The sequence below is a fragment of the Enterobacter cloacae complex sp. SHL021 genome (assembly GCF_049237765.1).
GTDB classification, from domain to species: domain Bacteria; phylum Pseudomonadota; class Gammaproteobacteria; order Enterobacterales; family Enterobacteriaceae; genus Enterobacter; species Enterobacter cloacae.
Genome location: NZ_JBMKJG010000002.1, coordinates 280088 through 305755, shown reverse-complemented (window position 1 = coordinate 305755; position 25668 = coordinate 280088). Strand labels below are relative to the sequence as shown.

Here is a 25668-nt window from a genome sequence, read left to right as displayed (position 1 = left end):
GAAATCCCCAAATTCCAGCCAATTCTTAGTCAGCTTGCTTACGCAGGAACGCCGGGATATCCAGATAATCTGGCTCTTTCGCCGTTTGCGGCGTTGGGTCATTAACCACTTTCGCGGCCGGTTTTTGCTCCTGAGTCAGAGGAGACATACCGTGCTGCTGGTAACGATCCATTACCGGTTGCTGAGTCTGCTTGTTCGTCACCAGAGTGATTTCAGGGCGCTTGTCCATACCGATACCGGTAGCAACAACCGTTACACGCAGCTCGTCGTTCATTTCCGGGTCAAGGGAGGTACCGATTACCACGGTCGCGTTGTCAGAGGCGAACGCACGGATGGTGTTACCCACGGTTTCGAACTCATCCAGACGCAGGTCAAAGCCAGCGGTGATGTTGACCAGCACGCCACGCGCACCCGACAGATCGATATCTTCCAGCAGCGGAGAAGAGATAGCCATTTCAGCCGCTTCTTCCGCACGGTCTTCACCGCTCGCCACGCCGGAGCCCATCATCGCGTAGCCCATTTCGGACATCACGGTGCGAACGTCAGCAAAGTCAACGTTCATCAGGCCAGGACGGGTAATCAGTTCAGCGATACCCTGAACCGCGCCTTTCAGCACGTCGTTTGCTGCGCCAAAGGCATCCAGCAGAGAGATACCGCGACCCAGCACTTTCAGCAGTTTGTCGTTCGGGATGGTGATCAGCGAGTCCACATGCTTGGACAGCTCGGTGATACCCTGCTCCGCGAAGGCCATACGTTTCTTGCCTTCAAAATTGAAAGGCTTGGTCACAACAGCAACGGTCAGGATACCTAAATCTTTAGCCACTTCAGCCACAACAGGTGCTGCGCCGGTACCTGTACCGCCACCCATACCTGCTGCGATGAAGACCATGTCCGCACCTTCCAGTGCAGCGCGTAACGCTTCACGATCTTCTTCAGCCGCATTGCGACCTACTTCCGGGTTAGCTCCTGCGCCCAGACCTTTGGTGATGCCACCACCGATCTGGATAGTCTGGCCGACTGCCGTCTTACGCAGTGCCTGTGCATCGGTGTTAACCGCAAAGAATTCAACACCTTCAATGCGCTCGCGCACCATATGCTCTACGGCGTTACCGCCGCCGCCACCGACGCCGATGACTTTAATCACCGCGTCGTTGGTCAGTTCCATAGGTTCAAACATAATTTCTCTCTCCGTTGTGCCTGTCGCCCGAGACCGTTAATTCTCTCCGGTCTCTTAAAAAAATTAAAACTCTTTTCGCAGCCAGTTGTTCAGTCGTTTGACCCACGACCCTACTGAGACGCGTTTTTCCACTTCTGCTTCACCACTGAGATGGGATTCTTTCCCGTAGTGGAGCAGGCCCACAGCCGTTGAATAGTAAGGCTCCTGGGCATAATCCGTTAAACCGGTAATATTCAGCGGTGCGCCAATACGCACCTGCGTATGGAACACACGCTGCGCACAGGCCGCAAGACCTTCAATTTGCGCTGCACCGCCGGTTAATACAATCCCCGCCGCAAGATGATGTTTTACGCCCTGCTGGCGAAGCTGTTCCTGTAACTGCAAAATCTCTTCGTTGACCAGGTTGAGCAGCTCGGTATAGCGTGGCTCAATCACCTCTGCCAACGTCTGGCGCTGCAGGCTACGCGGCGGACGGCCGCCCACGCTTGGCACTTCAACGCTCTCATCTTTGCCAACGATAGACCCCAGCGCACAACCGTGGCGCACTTTAATCGCTTCTGCATCGCTTGGCGGCGTACCAAACGCGTAGGCAATATCGCTGGTCACCACGTTCCCCGCGTAAGGGATCACTTTGGTGTGGCGCAGGGCACCGCCGGTATACACGGCCATATCCATTGTACCACCACCAATATCGACCACACAGACGCCCAGTTCACGTTCATCTTCGGTCAGCACGGAATAGCTTGCCGCCAGACCGGCGAAAATAAGTTGGTCAACTTTCAGGCCACAACGTTCAACGGCTTTTACGATGTTCTTCGCCATATCGTTGTGACATGTGATCAGGTGCACTTTTGCCTGCATACGCACGCCAGACAGACCAACCGGGTTCTTGATCCCTTCCTGGTAGTCGATCGCATATTCCTGCGGGATCACGTGCAGCACGCGATGCTCATCGCGCACGCGCACGGACTTCGCCGTATGCACTACGTTTTCAACGTCTTCCTGCGTCACTTCTTCTTCAGAAATGGGCACCATGCCGATTTCGTTCTGGCAGCTGATATGCTTACCAGAGAGGGCCAGATAGACAGAGGAAATCTGGCAATCTGCCATTAATTCAGCCTGATCGATGGCGCGCTGCACGCATTTCACCACCGACTCAAGATCGTTTACCCCACCTTTATCCATACCACGGGACGGGCAGCTGCCCACGCCAATGATATTGACCATACCGTCGGGCAGAACTTCCCCTACTAAAGCGGCAACCTTCGCGGTGCCAATCTCCAGTCCAACTACCAGTTTTCTGTCCGTCGCCTTGATCATTGTTGTTCTGCCTGTACCTGTGCCTGATTCTGTTGCTGATTAGGTTCCTCGACCGGAGCCGGTACCCAACCGACTGCTGCGCCTGAGTCATAGCGCAAATCAACGTAGCTTATCCGTTTGCCGTCAGTCTGTGCCTGCTGCTGTAAAACCGGGTAAAGTTCTACAAAACGCGCCAGACGCTTCATCGTGTCGCCGCGGCCAAGGTTGAGCTTAATGCCATTCGTTAAGGTGAGCTGCCACGAACGGCGCGCCGTCATCGCAGCTTCTTTTAACGTAAACCTGTCCTTCGCCAGCACTTGCCCCATCTCGCGAAAACCCTGTAACACTTCGTTTTCGCTGCCTTCAGGACCATACAACATCGGTAAATTTTGCTTGTTGACACGATCGGCCGGGACGCTGAAGGAATTTCCGTCTACGTCAACCATGTGCTGATCATTCCAACGCGCAATGGGCACATATTCAACCAGATGAATCTTCAATTCATCAGGCCATTGCTTTCTTACACTCGCCTGTTTTATCCAGGGCAGACGTTCAATCTGACTCTGGATAATGTTGACGTCCTGCGTCATAAAGGTGCCAGGCGACCCCAGTGCCAGAATCGACTGGCGAATATCATCGTTACGCGTGTAGTGGCGTTCACCGGTGACCACCAGCTTCGACAGCGGCAACCGCTGCGCATCTTCCATCCAGCCCAGTACCATCCAGCCGCTGATAAACACGGTGCACAGCACCCCGAGCAGGAAAATAATCCCTGCAAGACGCGTTCCATTACTCCGGCGTGAAGAAGAATATTCTTCCTCGTCATCGCGGTTGCGCGTGTTCAATGCAGCCTGAGACATATCAGCCCGCCTGGTCCAGAATACGTACGACTAACTGCGAGAAGCTCATCCCCGCCTGACGCGCAGCCATTGGCACAAGGCTATGGCTGGTCATGCCTGGAGAAGTATTCGCTTCCAGCAAATAAAATTGCCCATCGCTGTCGAGCATCACATCAATGCGTCCCCAGCCACTGCAACCAAGAATATGCCAGGCTTTAAGCACCAGGGACTGTAAATCCGCTTCACGTTCTGCTTCAAGACCTGCTGGGCAGAAATATTGCGTCTCGTCAGAGAGATACTTCGCCTCATAATCATAGAAGACGCCAGCAGGCTGGATGCGAATCGACGGTAAAATTTCTTCACCAAGCATCGCCACGGTAAATTCCGGCCCGCTCAGCCATTTTTCAATCAGAACTTCTTCATCGTGTTGAAATGCCAGCGCTAAAGCAGACGATAAATCGTCAGCTTTATCAACTTTGGACATCCCAACGCTCGACCCTTCACGGCTGGGCTTTACAATAACCGGTAATCCCAGCTCAGCAATGCGTGCATTAACGCTATCCTGAAGGCCCATTTCAAATTCGCGGCGCGTCAACGCAACCCACGGCGCAACCGGCAAACCCGCTCCCTGCCACAGCAGCTTACTGCGCAGTTTATCCATTGAGATGGCGGAGGCCATCACGCCGCTGCCGGTGTAGGGCATACCGATGAGATCCAGCAACCCTTGCAGGGTACCGTCTTCTCCCCCACGACCGTGCAGAGCAATAAAGACTTTATCGAAGCCCATTGCTTTCAGTTGCGTTACATCGACCTCTTTCGGATCGACCAGATGTGCATTAACGCCAGCCTCACGCAGGCCCGCCAGTACCGCAGCGCCTGAATTCAGGGAAACCTCGCGCTCGGCGGAGGTGCCGCCAGACAGGACAGCAATCTTATCAGCCATGATGCACATCCTCCTGAGTTTGCGGCTTCAGTTTGATTTCAGCTAAGGTACGGGCGATTTTGCCGATATTTCCCGCGCCCTGAATCAGAATCAAATCGTTACCTGTCAGTACCGGTGCCAGAATTTCGGCGACCTGAGCAGGATCCGAAACCAAAATAGGGTCTACTTTACCGCGTCCGCGAATGGTTCGACACAGAGAACGGCTGTCCGCGCCTGGGATCGGCGTTTCACCTGCAGAATAAACATCCAGCATCAGCAATATGTCCACCTGGGACAGCACGCTGGCGAAATCGTCATACAGATCGCGCGTACGCGTAAAACGGTGTGGCTGGAAGATCATCACCAGGTTCTTCTCTGGCCATCCCGCACGTGCGGCCTTAATGGTCGCGTCCACTTCGGTTGGATGGTGGCCATAGTCGTCCACCAGCATGGCGGTGCCCGGTTTACCGTTCACCGCATCCAGCGGGAATTCGCCAAGGAAGTCGAAACGACGCCCGGTTCCCTGGAAGCTTTCCAGCGCACGCAGGATCGCATCGTCTTCAATGCCTTCTTCTGTTGCGACGGCCACCGCCGCGGCTGCGTTCAGGGCGTTATGACGGCCTGGTGCGTTTAGCGTCACGTGCAGCAGCTCTTTGTCCTGACGCGCCAGGGTGAAATGCCCCTGCGCACCAATCTGTTTGTACTCTTCCACGCGAACATCCGCGTCTTCACTGAAACCATAGGTGGTGATCTGACGACCAACCCGCGGCAACAACTCGCGAATGACCGGATCGTCCACACACATTACCGCGCGTCCATAGAACGGCAGGTTATGCAGGAAGTTAATAAAGGTCTGCTTTAAGTTCTCGAAGTCGCCCTGGTAGGTATCCATGTGGTCAGCTTCGATGTTAGTGACAATCGCCACCATCGGCTGCAGATGCAGGAACGACGCATCGCTCTCATCCGCTTCCGCAATCAGATAACGGCTGTGGCCCAGACGCGCATGCACACCTGCTGCTTTTACCAGACCGCCGTTGACGAACGTCGGGTCGAGACCCGCTTCGGCATAAATACTGGAAACCATCGCCGTGGTCGTGGTTTTACCGTGCGTCCCGGCAATCGCAATCCCGTGACGAAAACGCATCAGCTCTGCCAGCATTTCCGCGCGGCGGATCACCGGAATACGCGCTTCATGCGCGGCCACGATTTCCGGGTTATCAGAGGAGATGGCGCTGGATACCACCACCACACTCGCATCGCGCACATTTTCCGGGCGATGGTTGAAATAGATAGTCGCCCCAAGCGACGCCAGTTGCTGCGTAACAGGGTTTGGCGCCAGGTCAGACCCGCTGATCTGATAACCTTCGTTAGCTAACACTTCGGCAATACCGCCCATGCCAGCACCACCGATGCCAACAAAGTGAATGTGCCGGACGCGACGCATCTCGGGCACGATTGAACGCAGTTTTGCCAGTTGTTGTGTATTCATTCTCTAAACGCCATCGACTACTTAAAAAAATCGTGCAGCGCAACACGCGCTGCGAGGGTTAAGCCTGGGCTGCCAGGCTCACTTCTTTTGCCACCCGCTCCGTTGCATCAGGAATGGCCGCCGCACGTGCACGTTGCGCCATCTCCATTAATGTTTCCCGGTTCCAGCCCGCCAGGGTGGTGGCGACCGCATCGGCGGTAAATTGTGGCTGCTCGAATATTTTCGCGGCACCGGCTTTTTCAAGCGGCAGCGCATTCCAGTACTGCTGACGATCTTTGTGCTGGAACGGCACAAACAGAGCCGGTAAACCCGCGGCGGCAATTTCACTCACCGTTAATGCACCGGAGCGACAGACCACGACATCGGCCCAGGCGTACGCTGCCGCCATATCGTCGATAAATTCCGTCACTTTGTGCTGCGGCTGACCTTCTGCCGCATAAGCCTGCTCAACGGTCTGCTGAGCGCCTTTTCCGCTTTGATGCCAGATGGTCACGGCATCACCCAGCTTTGCGGCAACCTGCGGCATCGTCTGGTTCAGGATGCGTGCGCCCTGCGATCCGCCGACGACCAGCACGCGAACAGGGCCTTCACGGCCAGCCATGCGGGCATCCGGCAACGGCAGCGCCAGCACATCCACACGCACCGGGTTCCCGACGACGTCCGCTTTCGGGAACGCACCAGGAAATGCCTGCATCACTTTGGTGGCGATTTTCGCCAGCCACTTGTTGGTCAGTCCGGCAATACCATTCTGCTCATGCAACACAACAGGAATGCCCAACGACCACGCGGCAAGTCCGCCCGGACCGGAAACATAACCGCCCATGCCCAGCACCACATCCGGCTGAAAGCGCTTCATGATGCTGCGCGCCTGACGCCATGCGTTGAAAATGCGCACCGGCGCCAGAAGCTGGGCCTTAATGCCTTTGCCACGAAGGCCAGAAATACGAATAAAGTCGATCTCAATACCGTGCTTCGGTACCAGGTCGGCCTCCATGCGGTCTGCGGTTCCCAGCCAGCGTACCTGCCAGCCCTGATCCATTAAATGGTGCGCAACCGCCAGCCCCGGGAACACATGTCCACCGGTACCGCCTGCCATCACCATTAACCGCTTCGGTTGATTCATCGTGAACCTCGTGTAAACGCCTGGGCTTTTTCCAGACGCGTTTCATAATCTATACGTAACAACATCATGATGGCCGTCGACATGATCAACAGACTGGAACCACCATAACTGATCAACGGCAACGTCAGGCCCTTGGTCGGCAGCATACCCGCTGCGGCCCCGACGTTAACCAATGCCTGGAAGCTAAACCAGATACCAATTGAACAGGCTAAGAAACCTGAGAAGCGGTGATCGATCTCCAGCGCTTTCCGCCCAATCGACATGGCGCGGAAAGCGACGAAGAATACCATTAATAGCGCTAATACCACACCGATATAACCCAGTTCTTCTGCAATAATGGAGAAGATGAAGTCAGTATGCGCTTCGGGTAAATACTCCAGTTTCTGAACCGAGTTGCCCAGGCCTTGTCCCCAGACTTCACCGCGGCCAAACGCCATGAGTGACTGCGTCAGCTGATAGCCACTGCCAAACGGATCTTCCCACGGGTTCCAGAACGAGGTCACACGGCGGATACGGTATGGTTCAGCAAGGATCAACAGGACAACCGCTGAAATACCCATCCCGATAATGGCGATGAACTGCCACAGTTTCGCCCCCGCCAGGAACAGCATCGCCAGCGTCGTCACAAACAGAACCACCACGGTACCGAGGTCAGGCTGCGCCAGCAGTAAGACCGCCAGCACCAGAATCACGCCCATCGGTTTCAGGAAGCCGCGAAGGTTGTTACGCACTTCATCTACTTTGCGCACCAGGTAGTTCGCCAGGTAGCAGAACAGGGACAGTTTGGTAAATTCTGCAGGCTGAATACGCAGCGGACCAAAGGCGATCCAGCGCGATGCCCCGTTTACGGAACTCCCCACCACCAGCACGATCAGCAGCATGATGATCGAGGCGATCAGCATCGCGGTACTGTGTCGCTGCCAGAACGCCATTGGCAGACGTAAGGTTATCAGCGCAAGACAGAACGCCAGGATGATGTACAGACCATCTCGCTTGGCAAACAGGAAAGGATCGTTCGCCAGTCGCTGCCCGACGGGCATTGATGCTGACGTCACCATAATAAAGCCGACCGCCGCCAGCCCCAGGGTGAGCCAGAAGAGCGTGCGATCGTACATGATCAGGCTGTCGTTATCTTTCTGACGAGAGCCCATCACCCAGCCTTTCAGTGCCGCAAACAACCACACCAGGACACCAAATCCTGGGAAGCGCGGCATTTTCAGGCGAGGGAGAGATAAACGCATCAGCCTAACTCCTTCGCCAGGCGGGTAAAGAGATCACCACGCTGTTCGAAATTCTTGAATTGATCGAGGCTGGCGCATGCCGGAGAGAGCAGCACCATATCGCCCGGCTTCACGCGAGGAGCAATCAGGCGCATTGCCTGTTCCATGGTTTCGGTCTGCTCGGCGATCTCAGGACGCAGTTCCGCCAGTTCCCTGCCATCACGACCAAAGCAGTAGAGACGGATGTTATCGCCGGAGAGATACTGCTTCAGGGAGGTGAAATCGGCGGATTTACCGTCGCCACCCAGCAGCAGATGCAGAGTACCTTCCACCTGCAAACCATTCAGCGCGGCCTCTGTACTGCCTACGTTGGTGGCTTTGGAATCATTGATCCAGCGTACGCCGTTATGCTCCAGCGCCAGCTGGAAACGGTGCGCCAGACCCGTAAAGGTGGTCAGCGCCTGCAGGCTGGAGGAGCGTGGCAGACCGACGGCATCCGCCAGCGCCAGCGCCGCCAGCGCATTGGTGTAGTTATGCTGACCGGAAAGCTTCATCTCCTTCACGTTCAGCACTTTCTCACCTTTCACCCGCAGCCAGGTTTCACCCAGCTGACGGTTCAGATGATAATCACCCATGGTGATACCAAAGCTGATGCAGCGGTCATCGGCACCGCGTACCGGCATGGTCAGGGCATCATCGGCGTTAACGACGCAGACTTTGGCATTTTCATATATACGCAGTTTGGCTGCGCGATACTGCTGTAGACCAAACGGATACCTGTCCATATGATCTTCGGTCACGTTCAGGATTGTGGCCGCGGCCGCATGCAGGCTGGAGGTGGTTTCCAGCTGGAAGCTGGAGAGTTCCAGTACGTACAGCTCGCAGCCTTTGTCCAGCAGCATCAGTGCCGGCAAACCAATGTTGCCGCCAACGCCGACATTTTTGCCCGCCGCTTTCGCCATCTCACCCACCAGGGTAGTGACGGTGCTTTTTCCGTTAGAGCCGGTAATGGCGATAACTGGCGCCTGCGCTTCGCGACAGAACAGCTCGATATCACCGACAATCTCAACGCCCGCATCGGCTGCGGCGCTCAGTGAAGGGTGCGCCAGCGCCATACCGGGGCTGGCCACAATCAGATCGGCTGCCTGCAGCCAGTCATCATTCAGACCACCAAGGTGGCGTTCAACCTGTTCCGGCAGTTTGTCCAGACCCGGCGGAGAAACACGCGTATCCATCACCCGCGGCGTCACGCCGCGCGCAAGGAAAAAGTCCACGCAGGACAGGCCAGTAAGGCCCAACCCGATGATAACGACTTTTTTGCCCTGGTAATCTGCCATGATTAACGTACCTTCAGCGTTGCCAGGCCAATCAGCACCAGCATCAGCGAAATAATCCAGAAGCGCACGATGACGCGCGGCTCTGGCCAGCCTTTCAGTTCATAGTGATGGTGAATCGGTGCCATACGGAAGATGCGCTGGCCGCGCAGCTTAAAGGAACCGACCTGCAGGATCACCGACAGGGTCTCAACCACGAATACCCCGCCCATGATCACCAGCAGGAACTCCTGGCGCAGCAGCACGGCAATAATACCCAGCGCGCCGCCCAGAGCTAGTGAACCGACGTCACCCATAAAGACCTGGGCCGGATAGGTGTTGAACCACAGGAAGCCCAGCCCCGCCCCGACAATGGCCGTACAGACGATCACCAGCTCGCCCGCGTGACGCAGATAAGGAATGTGCAGATAGTTGGCAAAGTTCATGTTGCCGGTCGCCCACGCCACCAGCGCGAAACCTGCGGCCACGAAGACCGTTGGCATAATGGCCAGGCCATCCAGACCATCGGTCAGGTTCACCGCGTTACCGGTGCCCACAATCACGAAGTACGCCAGCAGAATGTAGAACAGCCCCAGTTGCGGCATGACGTCTTTAAAGAACGGCACCACCAGCTCGGTAGCGGGAGTATCTTTTCCGGCCAGATACAGCGCGAAGGCCACGCCCAGCGCAATTACCGACATCCAGAAATATTTCCAGCGGGCGATCAGACCTTTCGTGTCTTTACGTACCACTTTGCGGTAATCATCAACAAATCCAATGATTCCGTAGCCCACCAGCACAGTCAGGACACACCAGACGTACGGGTTGGATGGATAGGCCCACAGCAGCACGGAAACCACGATCGCGGTCAGGATCATAATCCCGCCCATGGTTGGCGTACCGCGCTTGCTGAAGTGCGATTCCGGACCATCGTTACGCACAACCTGGCCGAAAGAGAGTTTTTGCAGACGGGCAATCATGCGCGGGCCCATCCACAACGAGATGAACAGCGCAGTCAGCAGGCTGACGATGGCGCGAAACGTCAGATAAGAAAAGACGTTAAAGCCTGAGTAATATTTGACCAAATGTTCGGCCAGCCAAACTAACATGTCCCGTTCTCCTGTAATGCGTGCACTACCTCTTCCATGGCGGCACTACGTGAACCTTTCACTAACACAGTCACAATTTGTTTTTCAGCAATCAACGTCTTCAGACGTTCAATCAGTGCGGCTTTATCGGCAAAATGTTCGCCAACACCGCTGGCATGGCTAATCGCCTGGCTCAGTTTTCCTGCGCTCAGTACGCAATCCAGCCCGGCCGCTTTCGCGGCTTCACCCACCTGGGTATGACAGGCTTCGCTCTCATCGCCCAGCTCGGCCATATCGCCAACCACCATCACGCGATAGCCTGGCATTTCGGACAACACCTGTACGGCTGCCGTCATCGAACCGACGTTCGCGTTGTAGGAGTCATCCAGCAGCAGTTTGTTTTCTGCAAGCTGGACTGGGAACAGACGTCCCGGTACGGCTTTTAAATTCGCAAGGCCAGTCTTGATCGCGTCATGTGTCGCGCCGACGGCCATCGACAGCGCCGCGGCAGCAAGCGCATTGGCGATGTTATGGCGACCCGGCAGCGGCAGCAGAACCTCAATGCCTCCCGTTGGGGTATTGAGCGTGAATTCCGTACCATGCGAGGTCACATGGATATGGGTCGCGGTAAAATCACTGTCTGCCGCATTTGGCGAGAAGCGCCACGTCTTACGTGAACCGATGATGCTCTGCCAGTTCAACCAGTCGTTATTATCGGCATTCATAATGGCGATACCGTTATCCGGCAGGCCGGTATAGATCTCACCTTTGGCTTTCGCCACGCCTTCAAGTGAACCGAAACCTTCCAGATGCGCGGCGGCCAGGTTGTTCACCAGCGCAGCCTCCGGACGCGTCAGGCTGACCGTCCAGGCAATTTCACCCTGGTGGTTTGCCCCTAATTCAATCACCGCAAAGTCATGCTCTTTGGTGAGGCGAAGCAATGTCATCGGCACGCCGATGTCATTATTTAGATTGCCTGCGGTGTAAAGCGTGTTACCGCACTGACTGAGGATCGCCGCCGTCATCTCTTTTACTGACGTTTTGCCCGAAGACCCCGTCAGAGCAACAACGCGAGCTGGCACCTGCTGACGAACCCATGCTGCCAGTTCACCAAAGGCAAGGCGCGTATCCTTCACCACAATCTGCGGTAAATCGATATCGAGTTTGCGGTTCACCAGCAGCGCACCCGCACCATTCTCTTTCGCCTGTTCAGCAAAATCGTGGGCGTCAAAACGTTCGCCCTTCAGCGCCACAAACAGGCACCCGGCGGTCACTTTGCGGGTATCTGTCGTCACGGCGTCGATGGTCAGATCCTGACCATGCAGCGTCCCCTGCAGGAGGGTTGCCGCCTTGCCGAGCGTTAAGCTGATCATGCCACCACTCCCAACAGACGCGCTGCCGTTACACGGTCCGAATAGTCCAGACGACGATTGCCAACAATCTGATAATCTTCATGGCCTTTACCCGCCAGGAGCACGACGTCGTTCTCCTGCGCCTGCATGATGGCGTTGGTCACGGCTTCCGCACGGCCTTCCACCACGCGGGCACGTCCTGCATCCAGCATACCGGCCAGGATATCGTTGATAATGGCGCGCGGCTCTTCAGTACGCGGGTTATCATCGGTCACAACCGGAATATCCGCGAACTGTTCGGCGATGGCCCCCATCAACGGACGCTTGCCCTTGTCGCGATCGCCCCCACAGCCAAACACACACCAGAGCTTACCGGCGCAGTGCAGACGTGCCGCTTCAAGCGCTTTTTCCAGCGCATCCGGCGTGTGGGCATAATCGACTACAACGGTCGGTTTACCGGGTGCACTGAACACTTCCATACGGCCACAGACGGGCTGCAGACGCTCTGCGGTGTTGAGCAGTTCGGCCATCGGATAGCCCAACGCCAGCAGCGTTGCCAGCGCCAGCAGGAGGTTGCTGACGTTAAACGCCCCCATCAGGCGGCTTTCAATTTCGCCTTCACCCCAGGAAGAGGCAAAGCGAATCGTCGCGCCGCTGTCGTGATAATTAACCTCAACCGCCTTCAGCCAGCGGCCATGGCAGTTCGGATTGATATGGTCTTCCATCGACACCGCAACCGCATCCGGCAGCTTCGCAAGCCAGCGGCGCCCCACTTCGTCATCAGCGTTGATGATGGCCTGTCCATAGTGATGCGTGGAGAAGAGCAGCCATTTCGCGGCCTCGTAATGCTCCATATCACCATGATAATCAAGATGATCGCGACTCAGGTTCGTAAACACGGAGGCAGCAAATTTCAACGCCGCCACACGATGCTGTACCAGACCATGAGAGGAGACTTCCATCGCGGCAAAGGTCGCACCCTGCCCTGCCAGACCAGCAATTACATGTTGTACGTCAACCGCGGAGCCGGTGGTGTTTTCCGTCGGGCTCACTTTACCCAGCAGCCCATTCCCCACGGTGCCCATTACGGCGCCGGTTTCTCCCAGCAGTTGCGCCCATTGCGCCATCAATTGGGTGGTCGTCGTTTTACCGTTAGTGCCCGTCACGCCCACCAGACGCAGCTGGTCTGAAGGCTCGTTATAAAAACGTCCCGCCAGTGCGGAGAGTCGCTCATTCAACTGGCTAAGGTAGATAACCGGCACACCGTGCATTTCACGGATTTCACCGTCGGTTGCCTCATCTTTAACCTCAGCAATAATGGCAGCTACACCTTGCGCAATCGCCTGCGGGATATATCGACGCCCGTCCGCCTGATGACCAACTACAGCCACAAAAAGATCGCCGGAAGCAGCCACACGGCTGTCCAGTACCATCTCCCGTAGCGCTCGCTCAGGTGCGTTTGGCACCCACGGAGCGAGAAGGTCGCGCAAATTACGATCTGCCACCTGTACCCTCGCCTTGATTAATTACAAATTCACTTTTTTCGCCCGTTGCCAGCGCGTCCGGTTCAACGTTCATGGTGCGTAATACGCCGCCCATGATGGCGCCGAACACAGGCGCTGAAACGGCGCCGCCGTAGTATTTACCCGCCTGTGGATCGTTAATGACGACCACCAGCGCAAAACGCGGATTGCTTGCAGGCGCAACGCCTGCGGTATAGGCAATGTATTTGTTGATGTAGCGGCCGTCTGGCCCCACTTTTTTCGCCGTACCGGTTTTAATGGCGATGCGATAGCCTTTGATCGCCGCCTTCACGCCGCCACCGCCAGGTAGCGCCACGCTTTCCATCATATGCACAACGGTACGAACGATAGATTCCGGGAAGATACGCTCGCCCGGAACCGGTGGATCAACTTTGGTAATCGACAGTGGGCGATAGACGCCATAGCTGCCAATCGTTGCGTAGACTCGCGCTAACTGTAACGGGGTTACCATTAGCCCGTAGCCGAAAGAGAAGGTGGCCCTCTCTATGTCAGACCACCGTTGTTTTTGAGGATATAAGCCACTGCGTTCTCCGACCAACCCCAAATTGGTCGCCTTTCCTAGCCCAAAACGTGAGTAAGTCTCTACTAACGCTGAGGACGGCATCGCTAACGCCAGCTTTGAAACACCGACGTTACTCGACTTCTGTAATACCCCGGTCAGGGTCAATTCGCTGTAGCGCGCCACGTCTTTAATCTCGTGGCCGTTGATTCGGTAAGGGATCGTGTTCAGAACCGTGTTCTCATTGACGATGCCGCGTTGCAGCGCCGTCATCACCACCATCGGCTTCACCGTGGAGCCAGGTTCGAACACGTCGGTAATGGCCCGGTTGCGCATTGCATCTTTGGCGGTACCGGTAAAGTTGTTCGGGTTGTAGGACGGGCTGTTGGCCATCGCCAGCACTTCACCAGTGCTGACATCCACCAGCACGGCGCTGCCCGACTCCGCCTTGTTAAAGGCCACGGCATTGTTCAGCTCGCGATACACCAGCGCCTGCAGGCGTTCATCAATGCTCAACGCCAGGTTATGCGCGGCCTGGCTGTCTGTGGAAGAGATATCTTCAATCACGCGACCATAGCGGTCTTTACGCACGATTCGCTCACCCGGCTGACCGGTAAGCCACTTATCGAAGCTTTTTTCAACCCCTTCAATCCCCTGGCTGTCGACGTTTGTAAAACCAATGAGGTGAGCGGTTACTTCGCCGGAAGGATAGTAACGGCGAGACTCTTCTCGCAGATGGATACCCGGGAGCTTCAGTTTTCTGATGTAATCGGCCATGTCAGGGTTAACCTGACGCGCCAGATAGATAAAGCGCCCTTTCGGGTTGGCATTAACGCGGGAGGCAAGCTGATCCAGCGGCATTTTCAGGGCGTCAGACAGCGCTTTCCAGCGGTTGTCGAGCGTGATACCACCGGCATCGTGCAGCTCTTTCGGATCGGCCCAGATCGCCTTCACCGGTACGCTCACCGCCAGCGGACGACCGGAACGATCGGTGATCATCCCGCGAGATGTGGAGACTTCCTGTACGCGCAGAGAGCGCATATCGCCCTGGCGCACCAGCATGTCAGGCGCGATGATTTGTAGCCACGCCACACGCCCCAGCAGGAAGCCCAGCGCGAGTAAAATGCAGCCGCAAAGCAACGCAAAACGCCAACTGATAAAGTTGGCCTGTTCTTCCTGACGTTTTGGTTTTAGCGTTTTTGCCGCTGCTGTCATGCGTCGCGTTTTCCCTTATTTTTGTACTACGATATTTTCCTGGGAAGGATCAACATGCTGCAATTGCAGCTTTTCTGTTGCGATCCGCTCGACCCGGCTGTGATCGCCAAGGGCGTTTTCTTCAAGGATCAGGTTTCGCCATTCAATATCCAGCGCATCGCGTTCCAGTACCATCTGCTCGCGTTGCGCAGTCAATAAACGTGTGTGGTGGGCTGTCGTCACCACCGTTACTGCCGTCACAATGATGCAAATGAACAAGCAGAGTGGCAGCTTCCCAAACCGCAAAAGATCGTCGCCGATCACGCCAGGCAAGGCATGGCGCTCGTTGCTTCCTAACGAATCCTTAACTTTACTTAGGGTCTCTGTCACTCTGCCGATCATGCGTTCGTCCTCTCTGCAATACGCAGCACTGAACTACGGGCGCGTGGATTCTCTGCCACCTCTTCTTCGCCCGGCATCAACTTGCCTAATGCTCGCAACTGACGGCCACCCAGCTTCCTGAGTTGTTCTTCCGTCATCGGCAGCCCTGCTGGCACCTGTGGACCGCGGCTTTGTTCACGCATAAAGCGTTTCACAATACGGTCCTCCAGCGAATGGAAGCTGATGATGGACAACCGCCCTCCCGGGGCCAGCACGTCGAGTGAGCTTTTTAGCGCCAGCTCTATTTCCTCCAGTTCACTGTTTACCCAGATGCGAACCGCCTGGAAGGTACGGGTCGCGGGGTGTTTGTGTTTATCCTTCACCGGTGTTGCCGCCGCAATCACCTCGGCCAGCTCTTTCGTGCGGGTCATCGGCTCAATACGATTGCGCTCAACAATGGCGCGCGCGATGCGCTTGCCAAAACGTTCTTCGCCAAAGGTTTTGATCACCCAGGCGATATCGGCTTCATCTGCGGTCTGTAACCACTCGGCGGCAGACTGACCGCGCGTGGGATCCATGCGCATGTCAAGCGGGCCGTCGCGCATAAAGGAGAAGCCGCGTTCAGCATCATCAAGTTGGGGTGAAGAGACGCCAAGATCGAGAAGAATCCCGTCGATCTTGCCCGTCAGACCGCGCTCAGCAACGTAATCCGCCAGCGCAGAGAAAGGTCCATGCACGATGGAAAAGCGTGGGTCATCGATGGTTTGCGCAACAGCAATCGCCTGCGGATCGCGATCAATTGCCAGCAGACGTCCTTCCGCTCCAAGCTGGGAGAGGATCAAACGCGAGTGGCCACCGCGACCAAAAGTGCCATCAATGTAGATGCCGTCCGGACGAATATTCAGGCCGTTGACGGCCTCATCCAGCAACACCGTTGTATGTTTATAATTTTCCATCATATTTATAGAGACAAGTCCTGCAGCCGTTCCGACAAGGTAGCGGAATCAGACTGCTCAGCGTCGATATCTTCCTTGACCTGTTGATACCAGGTCGTTTCGTCCCACAGTTCAAACTTGTTGAACTGACCGACCAGCATCACTTCTTTGGTCAGACCGGCATGCTGCCGCAGCACGGGCGCAATCAGTAATCGCCCTGCACTATCCATCTGACACTCACTGGCATGCCCCAATAACAACCGCTGCACGCGGCGTTCCTGTGGGTTCATACTCGACAGTCGCGACAGCTTTTGCTCAATAATTTCCCATTCAGGTAAAGGGTAAAGCAGCAGGCAGGGGGAGTTGATGTCAATGGTGCAAACCAGTTGACCCGAAGCGTTCTCGATCAGCTGGTCGCGGTATCGGGTTGGTACCGATAAACGCCCCTTACTGTCGAGATTGACTAACGTTGCTCCACGGAACATGCCAGTCTCACCCCTCCTCACCACTTTAACCCACAAATTCCCACCTAAAGGAGTTTACGGAGCGAGGGAAAAGCTTGTCAAGCCAGGACTCTCTCTATACGAACCCGAAAGGGCTCTATTTACAGAGATAAACAGTCCTGGTTAATAACTGCACAACTGGCGAGGCAAAATTAACGTTATGAATATTTGTAAGAAAAAAACCGAATATGCACACTAGCGTTAAGGCTCACTCAATATCATCGCATCGAAATATAAAGTGTCAGTTTGCGACGCGGGCAGCATTTTAAGACATATTCACAGGGGATAACAGCGCCACATTCACCACAATGCGCAATGAACGAACCGGCTGGCAGGCAAGCACGCTGGAGCAGGGGAAAAACGTCTGAATATTCATCGACCGGGCAGCTTTGTAACAAAACAATACAAAGACAGGCTTTATAAATCGTATAAATGTTCTTTCAAAGGCATTTTAAAAAGCCTGAAAGAATAAAAAAAATAGCAGGTTCTGATTCCTAAGGAATCGTCCTAATTTTTCTCCGGGAATTATTTGACAGAATTATCCAGAAAAAAGAGGGGGCAGTTTTCGCTGCCCCCTCTCATTTCATAAATGGCGGCTTAAAATTCCGCGACGGTAGAGATTACGTTTGATGCGCGTCAGCCCCGGCTTCGGTTTACGTGGTTCATCAAGGCTCGCGAGAACGATCTCCAGCACGCGCTCCGCCACATCACGATGGCGCTGCGCGACGGCCAGGACCGGACATTGCAGGAAGTCGAGCAGTTCGTTATCACCGAAGGTGGCGATAGCGAGATCGGAAGGCAGCTTACCATCCCGACGCAAAGTGACATCCATCACCCCCTGCAGCAACGCAAATGAAGTGGTGAATAGCGCCTGAGGCATCGGGTGCGTCTCCAGCCATTTCTCGAACAGCTGCGCAGCGGCTTCGCGTTCATAACTGTTAGCATAAAGGTAGTGAACCTCGCGCGGATCGTCTTTCCACGCCGTTCTGAAGCCTTGCTCACGCAGGAAACTCACAGAAAGCTCAGGCAACGCCCCAAGATAGAGTACGGTTTCAGCCGGGAAGGTTCTCAGCTCCGCGGCCAGCATTTCCGCGTCATCCTGATCGGCACCGACGACACTGGTAAAATGCTCTCTGTCCAGGGCGCGATCCAGTGCAACGATTGGGAACGGATCGTTCGCCCAGCGTTGATAGAAGGGATGCTCGGGTGGCAAGGAGGTCGAAACGATGATCGCATCAACCTGACGCTGGAGCAGATGCTCAATACAGCGCATTTCGTTATCAGGCTGATCTTCAGAGCAGGCAATCAGGAGCTGATAGCCACGCTGGCGAGCCTGACGTTCAAGATAGTTAGCGATGCGGGTGTAGCTGGTGTTTTCCAGATCGGGGATCACCAGACCAATCGATCGGGTGCGCCCGGCACGTAAGCCCGCTGCGACAGCATTCGGGTGGTAGTTGTGCTCACGAACCACCGCCATGACTTTCTCAACGGTTTTGTCGCTGACACGGTACTGCTTTGCTTTACCGTTAATCACATAGCTGGCCGTAGTTCGTGACACGCCGGCTAGCCGGGCGATTTCATCCAGTTTCACAATTGCCCCTTAAAAAAAGAAAAGAGTCCATGGCCCTGTCAAGGTTATGGTTAAATCTTTTAACATCTAAACGCAGAATAGCTTTCGCGGCAACCGCTTTTATCTGTGTTATCGGCGTATTACGCAAAAAAAAGCCCGGCTTTGGTGACCGGGCTGAAAGAGGCGAACCTTATTGCCTGCTAACGCATGATTTTCTCGCCGCGCGAAAGACCGACAACGCCCGACCGCGCAACTTCAACAATTTTTGCTACATCCCTTACGGACGCCAGGAATGCGTCCAGCTTGTCACTCGTTCCCACCAGTTGAACCGTATATAAAGAAGGGGTAACGTCGATAATCTGCCCACGGAAGATATCCGCGTTGCGTTTAACCTCTTCACGGCCGTAACCGCTGGCCTGAATTTTCACCAGCATGACCTCACGTTCTACATAGGCCCCCTGCCCCAGTTCGCTCACGCGCAGAACATCGACAAGTTTGTGTAACTGTTTCTCGATCTGCTCAAGCACCTTGGCGTCGCCGACGGTCTGAATCGTCATGCGCGACAGCGTAGGATCCTCGGTAGGGGCAACGGTCAGGCTCTCAATGTTGTAGCCGCGTTGTGCAAAGAGTCCAATAACGCGTGACAGTGCGCCAGACTCGTTTTCCAGTAATACAGATAATATCCGGCGCATATCAGGTTCTCTCCGTTTTACTTAACCACATTTCGTCCATACCACCACCGCGAATATGCATCGGATAAACGTGCTCTGTACCATCAACAATGACATCCATGAAAACAAGGCGGTTATTTTTGACGTGTTCAAGCGCTTCAGCAAGTTTCGCTTCCAGCTCTGCCGGCTCGGTCACCCGCATCCCGACATGACCATAGGCTTCGGCCAGACGAACAAAATCCGGCAGCGATTTCATGTAGGAGTGAGAATGGCGGCCAGAGTAGATCATATCCTGCCACTGCTTCACCATACCGAGATAACCGTTATTCAGGTTCAGAACCAGAACCGGCAGTTCATATTGCAACGCGGTGGAGAGTTCCTGGATATTCATCTGAATGCTGCCGTCTCCCGTCACGCAAACGACGGTTTCATTCGGCAGCGCAAGCTTCACCCCAAGTGCGGCAGGTAACCCAAAGCCCATTGTCCCCAGACCACCAGAGTTGATCCAGTGACGTGGTTTATCAAACGGATAATAAAGCGCGGCAAACATCTGATGCTGACCTACATCAGAGGTGACATAGGCTTCACCTTTCGTCAGACGCCAGAGGGTTTCGATCACCGCCTGCGGCTTAATGTTTTCGCTTTGGGTATCGTATTTCAGACACTGGCGTGCTCGCCACAACTCGATCTGTTGCCACCAGTCGCGGATCTCATCCAACGGTTGTGAAGGGGTTTCCTGCGATAGCAGCTCCAGCATTTGCTCCAGAACCTGTCGCGCATCCCCAACGATCGGCACATCCGCCGGTACCGTTTTCGAAATAGACGTAGGATCGATATCAATATGCAGCACGGTGGCGTTCGGGCAGTACTTCGCCAGATTGTTGGTCGTGCGATCGTCAAAGCGCACGCCAACGGCAAAGATCACATCCGAATGATGCATCGTCATGTTAGCTTCATAGGTACCGTGCATGCCCAACATACCCAGAGCCTGGCGGTGCGTTGCCGGGAAGGCGCCCAGTCCCATCAGTGACGAGGCGACAGGAAGGTTTAGTTTTTCGATCAGCTCACGCAGTTGCGTTTCACAGGCTGAGTTAACCGCGCCACCTCCGACATAGACCACCGGCTTTTTCGCAGCCAGAAGCGTGTGCAACGCACGTTTGATCTGGCCTTTGTGGCCCTGTGTCGTTGGGTTGTAGGAGCGCATGCTTACCGTTTCCGGCCAGACATACGGCAGCTTGTTTGCCGGGTTAAGAATATCTTTAGGCAGATCGACCACCACAGGACCAGGCCGCCCACTGGCTGCCAGCCAGAAGGCTTTTTTCAGTACGCCGGGAATGTCTTCGGTTTGCTTCACCAGGAAACTGTGCTTCACTACGGGGCGTGAAATCCCCACCATGTCGCACTCCTGAAAAGCATCGTAGCCAATCAGTGACGTTGCGACCTGCCCGGATAGAATGACCAGCGGGATGGAGTCCATATAGGCTGTCGCAATGCCGGTAATTGCATTCGTCGCGCCGGGGCCGGAGGTGACCAATACCACGCCCACTTCACCCGTCGCACGCGCCAGCCCGTCAGCCATGTGCACCGCCGCCTGCTCGTGGCGCACCAAAACATGGTCAATGCCGCCTACCGTATGAAGCGCATCATAAATATCCAGAACTGCGCCTCCAGGGTAGCCGAACACCTGCTTCACGCCCTGATCGATTAACGATCGGACGACCATTTCCGCGCCAGACAACATCTCCATGCTTTGCCTCCAGGCATTTTGTTATAGACGGACTGCAGAATTCATTTCCACACCGTCTTACGATCGTGATGAACCAATCTTATATATTGCAGAGTGACCGTTACCTTAACCGCTCGTTTTGAGGCAGGCAATTAGCAAACAGGACGTGGCAAACGGGGTCAGAAGCACAAAAAGCAGCGTTACAGAGAGGATATGGTTAATTCCACTGTAATTCGTTCGTGAGGTGATAAATCATCGCTGAAAAGCGCAACCTTTCAGAAAATCATCTATTTTTGCGAAGCTGGCAGCAGCCAGAAAAAATAACAACAGCATAAAATACCGCAAATGAAAAAATACGCAGGATAAACCACACACGCCGATGTGATTTATCCTGACGCGCTTATCGGCGGCAAATGCTAATAAGCAATTCTTCCATCCACTGATGGCCTTTATCCCGGCCTGCGGCTTCATGCCAGGAAAGATAACAGGTACGGCTATTGAGCTTGAGCGGCAACGGCAGAATTTGCAGATTTAAGGGTTCCGAAAACTCCTCCGCCAGCCAACGCGGGGCAATAGCGACCAGATGGGTCTGGGAAACCACATTTAAGACGCTGACCATGGCCATTCCCTGATAAGCCACGCTCGCCTGTTTATCCGCAGTGTCATACCACGGCAAACTAAATGAGGCGTATCGGTCGAGGGCAACAACAGCGTGCTGCTCGTTATAAACATCACTTTCGCGCAGCGGCATATTCATTCGTGGATGTTTTTTGCTGGCGACCAGTACCATTTCATCTTTAAACAGAGGCACACAGGAAAATTCCGGACGACGGAACTCTTCGTATCCCAGAACGAATTCTGTTTCCTGATATCGAAGCTGATGTTCTGTGTTCTGATTAAGAGAAGATTTAAATACCAGCTGAATATTGGGCGCAATTTCTTCCACTTTATTGTAGATCACGGACGTCAAATAATTATCTAACGGGCTACATACACAAAGATGGAAAACACGCTCACTGCTTAAGGGCTCAAAACCCGATCCCGGCAGCTCATTTTGCACCAACTGTAACGCCTGGCGGATAGAGCCAAACAGCTGAAATGCACGCGCCGTGGGTTGAATCCCCCTGCCATAACGAACAAACAATTCGTCATTAAACATCACTTTAAGCCGGGATACCGCATTGCTGACGGCAGGCTGCGACATCCCCAGAGACTGCGCTGCCCGCGTGATATTCTGTTCCTGCATCACCGCGTCAAACACGGTCAACAGATTGAGATCCACGGTGCGTAACTGAGGTTTAACCCCATTATAACCCTGAGGTTGATTAATATTATTTTCTGGCACTCCTGGCTCCACTGTCACGCTAAACTCCCTTTGCCAAATTACAGTAATAATTTCGAAAAATATGATTTACCATGCAGATACAACCAGCGAAAGAGAATTGTTTAAAATTCGGAAAATATAAAGAGCGCATCATCAAAAGGGTGACTTCGCCCAGGTCATTGATGGTGAGATGAAATTCCGCATAAATGATATCAATGACATTATGGTTTGCATGAAACCATAATCAAGACAAATACACAATCGCCCTTCAGTTAATGATAACTTAAGTATTATTAAACTATTCACATGAGCCATGCCAAACAATTAACAAACTCGCATCATTGCTCACGCTTTATTTACTGCAGTTTTATTTACAGTACTTATAAATTAATGAAATTAAAAACTATTCTTCTCAGGGCTCATCCATTACAGACGTATGTTGAATTGATACTAATTATATTTAAATCGTTCCGGAGATGAATCTCCAGTCCAAAAATAGACTTTTCAAAAGGCATGAAAGATAAAAACCAGCACAATTAGCTAAATCAAATTCTCTGGAACATCGTGCGATCGGGGTCGTTTTTGTTGTCAGGGGTTGACATCAACCCCCATATCCAGTACCACTAAAAGCATATTGAATTTAACGGAGCACGATTCATGATTCGCACCATTCGTTTCACCGGTCTACTACTACTAAACGCATTCTCTGTGCGCGGTAGACTGGCGGGCGAAATTCAGCGTTGAATCGTCACCAGTAAGACTAAAAACCCGCGCCACTGCGCGGGTTTTTTTATGCTCGTAGCAAGGCGCCCTAAGACTGACAAGGACCTAACCCATGAGCCAGCAAGTCATTATTTTTGATACTACTTTACGTGACGGTGAACAGGCATTACAGGCGAGCCTGAGTGTGAAAGAGAAGCTGCAGATTGCGCTGGCTCTCGAACGTATGGGTGTCGACGTGATGGAGGTGGGTTTCCCGGTCTCTTCTCCGGGTGATTTCGAATCGGTACAGACCATCGCCCGTACCATCAAAAACAGCCGCGTCTGTGGTCTGGCACGCTGCGTTGAGAAAGACATCGACGTTGCCGCCGAGTCACTGAAAGTGGCTGAAGCATTCCGTATTCATACTTTTATTGCCACCTCCCCCATGCATATTGCCACCAAGTTGCGCAGCACCCTCGACGAGGTGATTGAGCGCGCGGTCTACATGGTCAAACGCGCGCGCAACTATACGGATGATGTTGAATTCTCATGTGAAGACGCAGGCCGCACGCCAATTGAGGATCTGGCGCGCGTGGTGGAAGCCGCCATTAATGCCGGGGCCAAAACCATCAACATCCCGGACACCGTCGGCTACACCATGCCGTTTGAGTTCTCCAACATCATTACTGGCTTGTATGATCGTGTGCCGAACATTGATAAGGCAATTATCTCTGTTCATACCCACGACGATTTAGGCCTGGCCGTCGGCAACGCCATCGCCGCTGTTCACGCCGGTGCCCGTCAGGTAGAAGGTGCGATGAACGGTATCGGGGAACGCGCAGGCAACTGTTCCCTGGAAGAAGTGATCATGGCGATCAAAGTGCGCAAAGACATCATGAACGTGAATACCCGCATCAATCACAATGAAATCTGGCGTACCAGCCAGACCGTCAGCCAGATTTGCAACATGCCGATCCCCGCTAACAAGGCGATTGTCGGTACCGGCGCATTCGCGCACTCTTCCGGTATCCACCAGGATGGCGTACTGAAAAACCGCGAAAACTACGAAATCATGACCCCGGAATCGATCGGTCTGAACCAGGTTCAGTTGAATCTGACCTCCCGCTCCGGCCGTGCGGCAGTGAAACATCGTATGGAAGAGATGGGTTACAAGGACAGCGATTACAACATGGATCAGCTGTACGACGCGTTCCTGAAGCTGGCCGACAAAAAAGGTCAGGTATTCGACTATGACCTGGAAGCACTGGCCTTCATTAATAAGCAGCAGGAAGAGCCAGAGCATTTCCGTCTGGATTACTTCAGCGTGCAGTCTGGCTCCAGCGACATCGCCACGGCATCCATCAAGCTGGCCTGCGGGGATGAGATAAAAGCGGAAGCGGCAAACGGCAATGGTCCTGTCGATGCTATCTACCAGGCGATTAACCGCGTCACCGAATACGACGTGGAGCTGGTCAAATATGACCTGACGGCCAAAGGCCATGGCAAAGATGCACTCGGTCAGGTGGATATCGTGGTCAATTATAACGGCCGTCGCTTCCACGGCGTGGGTCTGGCGACCGATATCGTCGAATCCTCTGCAAAAGCGATGGTGCATGTCCTGAACAATATCTGGCGCGCCGCTGAAGTCGAAAAAGAGTTGCAACGCAAAGCTCAGAATAAAGAGAACAACAAGGAAACCGTGTAATGTCGAAGAATTACCATATTGCTGTGTTGCCGGGTGACGGTATTGGCCCGGAAGTGATGGCACAGGCGCTGAAAGTACTGGAAGCCGTTCGTTCGCGTTTTGCCATGAAAATTACCACCAGCCACTACGACGTGGGCGGTATTGCTATTGATAATCACGGTACGCCGCTGCCAAAAGCAACGGTAGAGGGCTGCGAGAACGCCGATGCCGTCCTGTTTGGTTCCGTGGGTGGCCCGAAATGGGAACACCTGCCACCCGCAGAGCAGCCAGAGCGCGGCGCGTTGCTGCCGCTGCGTAAACATTTCAAGCTGTTCAGTAACCTGCGTCCGGCAAAGCTGTATCAGGGTCTGGAAGAGTTCTGCCCGCTGCGCGCGGATATCGCCGCTAACGGCTTCGACATTCTGTGCGTGCGTGAACTGACCGGCGGGATCTATTTCGGCCAGCCAAAAGGCCGTGAAGGCAGCGGTCAGCATGAAAAAGCGTTCGACACCGAGGTCTATCACCGTTTCGAAATTGAACGTATCGCCCATATCGCTTTTGAGTCAGCACGCAAACGCCGCCATAAAGTCACCTCTATCGATAAAGCGAATGTGCTGCAGTCTTCCATCTTATGGCGTGAGATCGTCAGCGAAGTTGCTAAGCATTATCCTGACGTTGAGCTGTCGCATATGTACATCGACAACGCGACAATGCAGCTGATTAAAGATCCGTCCCAGTTTGACGTGCTGCTGTGCTCCAACCTGTTCGGCGATATCCTCTCGGATGAGTGCGCGATGATCACCGGCTCCATGGGCATGCTGCCATCAGCGAGCCTGAACGAAGAAGGCTTTGGCCTGTACGAGCCTGCTGGCGGCTCCGCGCCGGATATCGCAGGTAAAAACATTGCTAACCCGATTGCGCAGATCCTCTCCCTGGCTCTGCTGCTGCGCTACAGCCTGGATGCAGGCGATGCGGCAACCGCAATTGAGAACGCCATTAATCGCGCGTTAGAAGAAGGCGTCCGTACCGGTGATTTAGCACGCGGCACGGCGGCAGTCAGTACCGATGAAATGGGCGACATCATTGCCCGCTATGTCGCTGAAGGGGTGTAAT

22 protein-coding genes are annotated in these 25668 nt (G+C 54.3%); 3 read left to right on the top strand and 19 right to left on the bottom strand.

Annotated elements, in window-relative coordinates:
• Positions 1-25: 25 nt before the first annotated feature.
• The 19 genes from ftsZ to leuO all read right to left on the bottom strand — a co-directional run bounded on the left by ftsZ (position 26) and on the right by leuO (position 22190).
• Positions 26-1177: a cell division protein FtsZ gene (ftsZ, locus tag ACOTZF_RS03555; RefSeq protein WP_008501978.1), complete on the bottom strand. Its 1152-nt coding sequence runs from the start codon at positions 1175-1177 to the stop codon at positions 26-28.
• Positions 1178-1240: 63 nt separating this feature from the next.
• Positions 1241-2497, bottom strand: coding sequence for a cell division protein FtsA (gene ftsA / locus ACOTZF_RS03550; RefSeq protein WP_006173845.1), 1257 nt, complete (start codon positions 2495-2497; stop codon positions 1241-1243).
• Complete coding sequence (gene ftsQ / locus ACOTZF_RS03545; RefSeq protein WP_013095577.1) at positions 2494-3336, bottom strand: cell division protein FtsQ; 843 nt, start codon at positions 3334-3336, stop codon at positions 2494-2496. Before ftsQ ends, ftsA begins: the two co-directional genes overlap by 4 nt.
• Position 3337: 1 nt before the next feature.
• On the bottom strand, positions 3338-4258 hold the full coding sequence (locus tag ACOTZF_RS03540) for a D-alanine--D-alanine ligase (protein WP_038981206.1): 921 nt from the start codon (positions 4256-4258) through the stop codon (positions 3338-3340).
• Entirely contained in the window at positions 4251-5726 is a 1476-nt protein-coding gene (gene murC, locus ACOTZF_RS03535) for a UDP-N-acetylmuramate--L-alanine ligase (protein WP_129252020.1), read from the bottom strand. The genes ACOTZF_RS03540 and murC overlap by 8 nt, the downstream gene beginning before the upstream one ends.
• A gap of 58 nt (positions 5727-5784) precedes the next feature.
• Entirely contained in the window at positions 5785-6849 is a 1065-nt protein-coding gene (gene murG / locus ACOTZF_RS03530; protein WP_038981204.1) for an undecaprenyldiphospho-muramoylpentapeptide beta-N-acetylglucosaminyltransferase, read from the bottom strand.
• Complete coding sequence (ftsW, locus tag ACOTZF_RS03525; RefSeq protein ID WP_013095573.1) at positions 6846-8090, bottom strand: cell division protein FtsW; 1245 nt, start codon at positions 8088-8090, stop codon at positions 6846-6848. The genes murG and ftsW overlap by 4 nt, the downstream gene beginning before the upstream one ends.
• Positions 8090-9406 (bottom strand): UDP-N-acetylmuramoyl-L-alanine--D-glutamate ligase, encoded by a 1317-nt coding sequence (gene murD / locus ACOTZF_RS03520; protein WP_013095572.1) that lies wholly within the window; start codon positions 9404-9406, stop codon positions 8090-8092. Before murD ends, ftsW begins: the two co-directional genes overlap by 1 nt.
• Before the next feature lie 2 nt (positions 9407-9408).
• Positions 9409-10491 (bottom strand): phospho-N-acetylmuramoyl-pentapeptide-transferase, encoded by a 1083-nt coding sequence (gene mraY, locus ACOTZF_RS03515; RefSeq protein ID WP_008501985.1) that lies wholly within the window; start codon positions 10489-10491, stop codon positions 9409-9411.
• The gene (murF, locus tag ACOTZF_RS03510) at positions 10485-11843 is read right to left on the bottom strand and encodes a UDP-N-acetylmuramoyl-tripeptide--D-alanyl-D-alanine ligase (protein WP_020688495.1); all 1359 of its coding nucleotides are present in this window, start codon (positions 11841-11843) and stop codon (positions 10485-10487) included. The genes mraY and murF overlap by 7 nt, the downstream gene beginning before the upstream one ends.
• Entirely contained in the window at positions 11840-13327 is a 1488-nt protein-coding gene (gene murE, locus ACOTZF_RS03505; protein WP_129252022.1) for a UDP-N-acetylmuramoyl-L-alanyl-D-glutamate--2,6-diaminopimelate ligase, read from the bottom strand. Before murE ends, murF begins: the two co-directional genes overlap by 4 nt.
• Positions 13314-15080: a peptidoglycan glycosyltransferase FtsI gene (locus ACOTZF_RS03500; RefSeq protein WP_421636044.1), complete on the bottom strand. Its 1767-nt coding sequence runs from the start codon at positions 15078-15080 to the stop codon at positions 13314-13316. The genes murE and ACOTZF_RS03500 overlap by 14 nt, the downstream gene beginning before the upstream one ends.
• A gap of 15 nt (positions 15081-15095) precedes the next feature.
• Entirely contained in the window at positions 15096-15461 is a 366-nt protein-coding gene (gene ftsL / locus ACOTZF_RS03495) for a cell division protein FtsL (RefSeq protein WP_008501989.1), read from the bottom strand.
• On the bottom strand, positions 15458-16399 hold the full coding sequence (gene rsmH / locus ACOTZF_RS03490; protein WP_013095568.1) for a 16S rRNA (cytosine(1402)-N(4))-methyltransferase RsmH: 942 nt from the start codon (positions 16397-16399) through the stop codon (positions 15458-15460). Before rsmH ends, ftsL begins: the two co-directional genes overlap by 4 nt.
• 2 nt (positions 16400-16401) lie before the next feature.
• A complete protein-coding gene (gene mraZ, locus ACOTZF_RS03485) occupies positions 16402-16860 on the bottom strand; it encodes a division/cell wall cluster transcriptional repressor MraZ (RefSeq protein ID WP_014830641.1) in 459 nt (152 codons plus the stop codon).
• 601 nt (positions 16861-17461) lie between these two features.
• The gene (gene cra / locus ACOTZF_RS03480) at positions 17462-18469 is read right to left on the bottom strand and encodes a catabolite repressor/activator (protein ID WP_129252025.1); all 1008 of its coding nucleotides are present in this window, start codon (positions 18467-18469) and stop codon (positions 17462-17464) included.
• Between the two features lie 179 nt (positions 18470-18648).
• The gene (gene ilvN / locus ACOTZF_RS03475; protein WP_008501994.1) at positions 18649-19140 is read right to left on the bottom strand and encodes an acetolactate synthase small subunit; all 492 of its coding nucleotides are present in this window, start codon (positions 19138-19140) and stop codon (positions 18649-18651) included.
• A 1-nt stretch (position 19141) separates the two neighbouring features.
• The gene (gene ilvI, locus ACOTZF_RS03470; protein WP_129252027.1) at positions 19142-20866 is read right to left on the bottom strand and encodes an acetolactate synthase 3 large subunit; all 1725 of its coding nucleotides are present in this window, start codon (positions 20864-20866) and stop codon (positions 19142-19144) included.
• Between the two features lie 379 nt (positions 20867-21245).
• Positions 21246-22190, bottom strand: a complete 945-nt coding sequence (gene leuO / locus ACOTZF_RS03465; protein ID WP_013095563.1) for a transcriptional regulator LeuO — start codon at positions 22188-22190, stop codon at positions 21246-21248.
• A 636-nt stretch (positions 22191-22826) separates the two neighbouring features.
• Here leuO and leuL point away from each other — a divergent pair.
• The 3 genes from leuL to leuB all read left to right on the top strand — a co-directional run bounded on the left by leuL (position 22827) and on the right by leuB (position 25667).
• Positions 22827-22913, top strand: a complete 87-nt coding sequence (gene leuL, locus ACOTZF_RS03460; RefSeq protein ID WP_071885196.1) for a leu operon leader peptide — start codon at positions 22827-22829, stop codon at positions 22911-22913.
• 91 nt (positions 22914-23004) lie between these two features.
• A complete protein-coding gene (leuA, locus tag ACOTZF_RS03455; RefSeq protein WP_038981198.1) occupies positions 23005-24576 on the top strand; it encodes a 2-isopropylmalate synthase in 1572 nt (523 codons plus the stop codon).
• Complete coding sequence (gene leuB, locus ACOTZF_RS03450) at positions 24576-25667, top strand: 3-isopropylmalate dehydrogenase (protein WP_013095561.1); 1092 nt, start codon at positions 24576-24578, stop codon at positions 25665-25667. The genes leuA and leuB overlap by 1 nt, the downstream gene beginning before the upstream one ends.
• Position 25668: the final 1 nt, after the last annotated feature.

Coding starts and splice junctions, on each gene's coding strand:
- leuL (WP_071885196.1), top strand. CDS start 22,827: ATGATTCGCACCATTCGTTTCACCGGTCTACTACTACTAAACGCATTC.
- ftsW (WP_013095573.1), bottom strand. CDS start 8,090: ATGCGTTTATCTCTCCCTCGCCTGAAAATGCCGCGCTTCCCAGGATTT.
- ACOTZF_RS03500 (WP_421636044.1), bottom strand. CDS start 15,080: ATGACAGCAGCGGCAAAAACGCTAAAACCAAAACGTCAGGAAGAACAG.
- leuB (WP_013095561.1), top strand. CDS start 24,576: ATGTCGAAGAATTACCATATTGCTGTGTTGCCGGGTGACGGTATTGGC.
- ftsA (WP_006173845.1), bottom strand. CDS start 2,497: ATGATCAAGGCGACGGACAGAAAACTGGTAGTTGGACTGGAGATTGGC.
- murF (WP_020688495.1), bottom strand. CDS start 11,843: ATGATCAGCTTAACGCTCGGCAAGGCGGCAACCCTCCTGCAGGGGACG.
- ftsQ (WP_013095577.1), bottom strand. CDS start 3,336: ATGTCTCAGGCTGCATTGAACACGCGCAACCGCGATGACGAGGAAGAA.
- leuA (WP_038981198.1), top strand. CDS start 23,005: ATGAGCCAGCAAGTCATTATTTTTGATACTACTTTACGTGACGGTGAA.
- rsmH (WP_013095568.1), bottom strand. CDS start 16,399: ATGATGGAAAATTATAAACATACAACGGTGTTGCTGGATGAGGCCGTC.
- ilvI (WP_129252027.1), bottom strand. CDS start 20,866: ATGGAGATGTTGTCTGGCGCGGAAATGGTCGTCCGATCGTTAATCGAT.
- murG (WP_038981204.1), bottom strand. CDS start 6,849: ATGAATCAACCGAAGCGGTTAATGGTGATGGCAGGCGGTACCGGTGGA.
- ilvN (WP_008501994.1), bottom strand. CDS start 19,140: ATGCGCCGGATATTATCTGTATTACTGGAAAACGAGTCTGGCGCACTG.
- ftsZ (WP_008501978.1), bottom strand. CDS start 1,177: ATGTTTGAACCTATGGAACTGACCAACGACGCGGTGATTAAAGTCATC.
- murD (WP_013095572.1), bottom strand. CDS start 9,406: ATGGCAGATTACCAGGGCAAAAAAGTCGTTATCATCGGGTTGGGCCTT.
- mraY (WP_008501985.1), bottom strand. CDS start 10,491: ATGTTAGTTTGGCTGGCCGAACATTTGGTCAAATATTACTCAGGCTTT.
- ftsL (WP_008501989.1), bottom strand. CDS start 15,461: ATGATCGGCAGAGTGACAGAGACCCTAAGTAAAGTTAAGGATTCGTTA.
- murC (WP_129252020.1), bottom strand. CDS start 5,726: ATGAATACACAACAACTGGCAAAACTGCGTTCAATCGTGCCCGAGATG.
- ACOTZF_RS03540 (WP_038981206.1), bottom strand. CDS start 4,258: ATGGCTGATAAGATTGCTGTCCTGTCTGGCGGCACCTCCGCCGAGCGC.
- mraZ (WP_014830641.1), bottom strand. CDS start 16,860: ATGTTCCGTGGAGCAACGTTAGTCAATCTCGACAGTAAGGGGCGTTTA.